This window comes from Duganella radicis, from assembly GCF_009720825.1.
Classification (GTDB): Bacteria; Pseudomonadota; Gammaproteobacteria; order Burkholderiales; family Burkholderiaceae_D; genus Rugamonas; species Rugamonas radicis.
Genome location: NZ_WNKY01000089.1, coordinates 1 through 6,262 on the forward strand (window position 1 = coordinate 1; position 6,262 = coordinate 6,262).

Genomic DNA, 6,262 nt, shown 5'->3' on the forward strand with positions numbered 1-6,262 from the left:
GCCCGGCGTGCCGGGCGCCGGCGCCACGCCCTGCGAATTGGGCGGCAGGGCGGCGGCGCCGCCACGGCTCGCGTCCATGGTGGCGCGTTCGGCCGGCGTGGCGAACAGGCGGCCCATGCTCACTTGCGCCGATGCCGCGCCGGCGGCCAATACAGCCAGCAGTATGGCGGCGCGCATCATGACCGGCCTTTCCGCGTCGCCGGCCGGTTGACCACCAGCGACGGCGCTTTCGGCGCGGTGTTCAGCGTGATCCAGTTGAGCGTGCAGTCGGCGCCCAGGGTCGAGGCGCCCGGCGTGCCGGCCACCACACCCAGCCGCTTGATCGAACAATCCTGCACCGCCACGTAGCTGTTCTCACGCAGGGTTTGGAAGAAGTTGAACAGGTCCAGCTCATGCAGCAGTTCCATGTGCAGATGCATGCGGCTGCCGCGCAGCTGGTACTCGCCCAGGTCCAGCGGCGCTTCCAGTTGCACCACTTGCTGCGGTTCGATCTCATAGCTCAGCGGCGGCAGCTTGAGTTCCGCCTGGGCGCGGCGGATCGCGTCCAGCCACTCGAGCCGGCGCTCGTCACCGATCAGGCCGCGCTGGCGCAGCTCGACAAAGCGCCGCTGGAAATTGCGGATGTCGCGTTTTTCATTGTCCACCTGCGCGTAGCGCGAAGCGGCGGCGTCGCGCGTGCGCTGGGCGTGTTCGGCCAGGTCGATGGCGTCGTTCTTCTTCATGTCGCTCAGCAGCACGCCGGTGACCGAGATGGTGACGGCCGCCACCAGCGTCAGCGCCGCCGTGCGGATCAGGCCGAACTCATTGATCCAGTAGGGCAGCGGGACGGTGGCCGCCGGTTTCTTCGGGGCGGGGGCAGGATTCGGGCTCATGGCTTCCACACCAGGTTCAGGGTGAATTTGGCGCGGCCGGTGTCCACCGCCTGCGGCCCGGCCTTGCCGGCCAGCTTGACCGAGGGACGCGTGTCGACCGGCGGCTTGTCGATCTCCACCGTCATGTGCGGATGGGTGGCCAGCGCCTGCGCGAACTTGTTCATGCTGTCGACCGCGCCGCGATAGTCGTCCGGCTGGCCGAGGATTTCCGCCTCCAGCAACAACTGCTGCGGCGCGCGGCCGGGAATGCCGGCCACCAGCGAGGAAATCGGCGCGGCCTGATTGTCTTCCTGGCCCGGCGCCGGGGTGTTGGCGGCCGGCACGCTGACTTTCCAGTCCAGCTGCAACAGGCGGATCTGCGGCGACGCGTCCAGCGCGCGGCTGATGACGGTGGACATGCCCAGCGGCGTGGCCGACTGCGTGGCCAGCATGCGCTCGACACTCACGGCGGCCCGCATATTGGCGGTGCTGGTCACGCGCGGCGGCATTTCGGCCATGGTGGCGCGGTAGCGCTGGTCCAGCTGGGCCGCTTCCGCCGTCAGGCGGGCGGCGTCGCTGTCGGCCTCGATGTGATGCCACAGGTTGATGCCGGTCCAGCTGGCGCACACCACGGTCAGCACGGTGCTGGTGGCGTACAGCTGGACGCGGGTGCGCCACAGCTTGAAGTAGCGCTGCCATTCGCCCAGCGAGTAATGGGTGTCGGGCTGGCGGCGCGCCAGGAAGGCCAGCATCATCGGCTCGGCCAGCCTGGCGGCGCGCTGCGCGACTTCGCCCTCGCCGGTCTTGAGGCCGGCGCGTTCGGCCACCGACTCCAGCGTCAGGAAGCGGAATTCGGTTTCCGTGCCATCCTCGCATTGGGCGTCGAGCGCCTCGCTGTCGGCGGCGGGCGTGACCACCACGGTTTGCAGCACATGGCCGCGTCCCAGCAGGCGCTGGCTGGTGAGGAATTGCTGGGTCTTGGCGGTTTCGGTGCCGATGTTGACCGGATTGCCGTCGCGGTCGATGGCCGGCGTCAGGCGCGAAAACTTCACCATGCCTTTCTGGAAGTAGCTCTGGCGCCAGCCGGCCGACTGCTGCGTCACCAGCAGCAGGTGCTCGTCGCGCAGGCCCAGCTTGAGCGCCAGGTCTTCGCTCAGCAAAGTGGTGCTGTACAGGCCGGCCAGCGGGATGCGCAATTGCTCCAGCGCCTCCACCCACGGCTGCACCGAGGACGGATTGGTCAGCGCCGACAGCAGCACCTTGTCGTCGCGCCGGCCTTCGGTTTCGCGGCCCTGCACCTCGTGGTGGCGGAACGGCGTTTCGCGGTACTGCTGCAACAGCCGGCGTTGCAGCAGCTTGCGGGCGGCGCCGCCGCTGACGTGCGGCATGGTCACGCGCTGGAAGTCCTCCTCGATCAGGTCGGCCAGCAGGTAGACTGGCGAAGCGCGGTGATGGCTGTCGAGATAGTCCATGAAATCGTCGACGCCGCCGCCGTTGTTGACGAAGCAGGCGCCGCCGGTCAGCCGGCCGCCGCGCCACAGGTAGGCGCAGAGCTGGTCGCTGGTCACGTAGAGTAAATGTTTGCTGAACACGGTGGCCTCAGGTTCTGATCTTGCTGATCGTGTCGTAGATCGGTCCCATCACCGACAACATGATCCAGCCCACCATCACGCCCAGCACCACTGTAATCGCCGGCTCGATCATGGACTGCACTTTCTCGATCATCTCCTTCACTTCGCGGTTGTAGAAGTAGCTGACGTTGCGCAGCGCGCCATCCAGCGCGCCGGTCGATTCACCCACCTTGAGCATGCGGATCACCAGCGGCGGGAAAATCCCGGTGTTGGCAAAGGCGGCGGTGATGCCCTGGCCCTCGGAAATCTGCTGCGCGGCGCGGCGCAGGCCGGCCGCCACCACGCGGTTGCCGACGATGCCTTCCGACAGGCGGATGCACTCCAGGATGGTGATGCCGGAGGCGTACATCATGGCGAAGAAGGTGGCGAAGCGCGCCAGGATAATCTTGTGCAGCACCGGTCCCACCAGCCAGATGCGCAGCTTGAAGGCGTCCGCCGTGTAGCGCGCCTGTTCGCTCCTCGCCAGCCAGGCGCGCAGGCCGAAGTAGCCGATCACCGGCAGCGCCAGCATGATGTACCAGTAATCGATGAAGATGTTGGAGACGAAGATCAGCGCCTTGGTGTGCAGCGGCAGGGTGTTGCCCATGTTCTTGACGAAGGAGGTCAGCTGCGGCACCAGATAGATCATCAGGAAGAACATCACGCCGGTGACGAACAGGCCGACGGCGGCCGGGTACATCACGATCTTCTTGGTCTGCGAGGCCAGCTCGTCCTGCCACTTCAAGGTTTCGGACAGGTTTTTAAAGACCTCGGTCAGCTTGCCGCTTTGCTCGCCGGCCATGATCAGGCTGGTGAAGGTGACGTCGAACACTTCCGGATAGGCCGCCATCGAGGCCGACAACTGCTTGCCGCCTTCGATGTTTTCAATCAGGCCGGTGATCATTTCGCGGAAGCGTGGGTGGTCGATGCTTTCGCGCAGGTCGTTCAGGCCGTCGAGGATGGGCACGCCGGCGCCGGTCATCTGCTCCATGTGGAAGCAGAAGTTGATCAGGTCCTTGCGGGTGATCAGGCGCTTGAGGGCGATCACGCGGGTGCGCGAGACGCGGCAATCGATCAGGTCCAGCCCCATGCGGTGCAGGCGCAGCTCCAGGTCCGGCTCGTTGGCGGCGTCCATATTGCCCGGCTGGATATCGCCGGCGGCGTTCATCGCGCGGTAGAGATATTGCGGCATCAGCCCAGCCTTTCGGTGAGGTCCACCACGCGGCCGACTTCTTCCAGCGTGGTCACGCCTTCCAGCACGCGGCGCAGGCCGTCGTCGATCAGGCTGTGGAAGCCGCTTTCGGCGGCGGCGTTCTTCAGTTCGCGGGTGGAGGCGCGGCGCGCCACCAGCTCGTCCAGCTGGGGCGTCATCTTCAGCAGTTCGATGATGGCGATCCGGCCCTTGTAGCCCTGGTGCGCGCACTTGTCGCAGCCGACCGGGCGGTACAGGGTTTGCGGGCCGCTGTCGTCCGGAATGCCGAGCAGCTTGCGTTCGATCTCGTCGGCCAGGTGGGCCTCGCGGCAGCTGGGGCACAGCTTGCGCACCAGGCGCTGGGCGATGATGCCGATGATGTTGCCGGACATGATGTCGCCCAGCACGCCGATGTCCAGCAGGCGCGGGATGGCGCCGATGGCCGAGTTGGTGTGCAGGGTGGAGTACACCTGGTGGCCGGTCATGGCGGCGGCGAACGCCATTTCGGCGGTTTCCTTGTCGCGGATCTCGCCGACCAGGATCACGTCCGGGTCTTGCCGCATCATCGAGCGGATGCCTTCGGCAAAGCCCATCTTGGCCGATTCGTTGACCGAGGTCTGGCGGATCATGTTCATCGGGTATTCGACCGGGTCTTCCAGCGTCATGATGTTGACGCTTTCGGTGTTGATGTGGTTCAGGATCGAATACAGGGTGGTGGTCTTGCCGGAGCCGGTGGGGCCGGTCACCAGGATTACGCCGTCGGGGCGGGCGATCATCAGCTTGAGCAGATTGAGCTCGTCCTCGGCCAGGCCCAGGCCGTCCAGCGGCACGATGCCTTTCTGCCGGTCCAGCACCCGCAGCACGAAGTTTTCGCCGTGCGTGGTGGGCTGGGCCGAGGCGCGGAAGTCGATCTGGCGGCCGGAAAACTTAATGGAAATGCGCCCGTCCTGCGGCGCCCGCGTCTCGGCGATGTTCATGGTCGACATCACCTTCAGGCGCACCGCCATCGCCGGCCAGTAGGATTTGTGCAGGCTGCGGATCTGGCGCAGGATGCCGTCGATACGGTAGCGGATGCGCAGGAACGATTGCTCCGGCTCGAAGTGCAGGTCGGAGGCGCCATTCTGCACCGCGTCGGCCAGGATGGCGTCGATCAGGCGCACCATGGGCTGGCTGTATTCGTCCGAGGTGGTGCCGAGGCTGGCGTAATTGACTTCGCCGGTTTCAATCTCGTGCAGGATGCCATCAATGGATAACTCGAACCCGTAGTACTGGTCGATGGCGCGCTGGATGTCGGATTCGTTCACCAGCAGCGGCGTGATGGTGATGCCCTTGACCAGCATGGCGCTGATCTGGTCCAGCGCCACGATGTTGCTGGTGTCCGACATGGCCAGGATCAGGTTGTCGGTGGCGCGCTCGTAGACGATGGGGAACACGCGGTAGCGCTTGGCCACGTCCTTGGGGATCAGCTTGAGGGCGATGGCGTCCACCACCAGGCTGTTCAGGTCCGCGCTCTGGGTGTTGAGGTTTTCCGACAGCGCCTCGCGCACCGTGGCTTCGGTCACGAAGCCCAGCGTGATCAGCAATTTCCCCAGCGGCTCGTTGGTGCTTTTCTGTTCGATCAGCGCGATGCGCAGCTGGTCTTCGCTGATGATGCCTTTCTGTATCAGCAGTTTGCCGAGGGGGAGTTTGGGTTGTTCTGCCATGGGTTCAGCGTGCGGTCGTGCTCAGTTCGTGCATGCGTTTGCGCAGCGTGTTGCGGTCGAAGCCGACGGCCTTGTCCTGCGCCAGCGCCAGCGCGCGCTGGTAATAGGTCAGCGCCAGCTTGGGCTGGTTCAGGCGGTCCAGGCCGACGGCCAGGTTGTAGGCGTAGTCCGGGTTGTCCGGCGCCGCGCCGGCCGCGCGGAAGTAGGCTTGCTGGGCGTCGGTCCAGCGGTTTTGCTGGGCGTACAGGTTACCCAGCGCGAACAGCGCCGGCGCCGCTTCGGGATTGTTGTTGAGGATGGCTTTCAGGCGGTTTTCGCTCTGGCTGATGTCGCCCTGGCGCAGGCCGATCAGGCCGGCGGTGGCGGCGCCATCGTTGGGCGACAGTTCCAGCAGGCGCAGGTAATAGGACGCGGCCTTGTCTTTCTGGTTCTGGCGCGCGGCCACGGCGGCGGCGCCGAGCAGGGCGTCGCGGCTGTTCGGGTCTTGCGCCAGCGCGGCGTCGTACTGCTGCTGCGCGGCCGGCAGATCGCCGCTGTTGAAGGCGGCGTAGGCGGTGTCCAGCGTGGGCGCCACAGGGGATTGCTGCATGCTGCGGGCGACGCGGATTTCCGGGCTTTCCGGCGCGGCCAGTGGCGGCAGCTGTTCCGGACGCGGCGCCACGGCGGCGGTGGCGGCGGCCTGCATGGCCTGGCGGGTGGCGGCCAGCTCCTGCTCGGTGCGGGCGATGCGTTGTTCCAGTTCCTGCTGCACGGCGCGGTTGACGCCGCCGGAGGGGGCCAGCATCGGATCGTCGCTTTCGGCTGGCGCGGCGGGGGCGTTGGCGGTGGGGGCGACGGCGGCCACCACCACCTGGGCCGGCGTGGCGCCGGTGGCGCCCGGTGGCGGCATCGGCACCGGCGGCAGGT

General features: G+C 66.5%; 6 protein-coding genes. All 6 read right to left on the reverse strand.

What is annotated here, in order from left to right:
- The coding region (locus tag GM676_RS30905; RefSeq protein WP_211923325.1) for a hypothetical protein at positions 1-180 on the reverse strand (180 nt) is incomplete at its 3' end.
- Entirely contained in the window at positions 177-872 is a 696-nt protein-coding gene (locus tag GM676_RS30910; RefSeq protein ID WP_155468398.1) for a hypothetical protein, read from the reverse strand. The genes GM676_RS30905 and GM676_RS30910, both read right to left, overlap by 4 nt.
- Complete coding sequence (locus tag GM676_RS30915; RefSeq protein WP_371866418.1) at positions 869-2,443, reverse strand: hypothetical protein; 1,575 nt, start codon at positions 2,441-2,443, stop codon at positions 869-871. Before GM676_RS30915 ends, GM676_RS30910 begins: the two co-directional genes overlap by 4 nt.
- A 7-nt stretch (positions 2,444-2,450) precedes the next feature.
- Positions 2,451-3,653 carry a type II secretion system F family protein gene (locus GM676_RS30920; RefSeq protein ID WP_155468399.1) on the reverse strand — a complete coding sequence of 401 codons (1,203 nt, stop codon included), beginning with the start codon at positions 3,651-3,653 and terminating at the stop codon, positions 2,451-2,453.
- Complete coding sequence (locus GM676_RS30925; RefSeq protein WP_155468400.1) at positions 3,653-5,356, reverse strand: GspE/PulE family protein; 1,704 nt, start codon at positions 5,354-5,356, stop codon at positions 3,653-3,655. Before GM676_RS30925 ends, GM676_RS30920 begins: the two co-directional genes overlap by 1 nt.
- A gap of 4 nt (positions 5,357-5,360) precedes the next feature.
- Positions 5,361-6,262 (reverse strand): tetratricopeptide repeat protein (locus GM676_RS32685; RefSeq protein WP_155468401.1); only part of this gene is annotated, 902 nt, incomplete at its 5' end.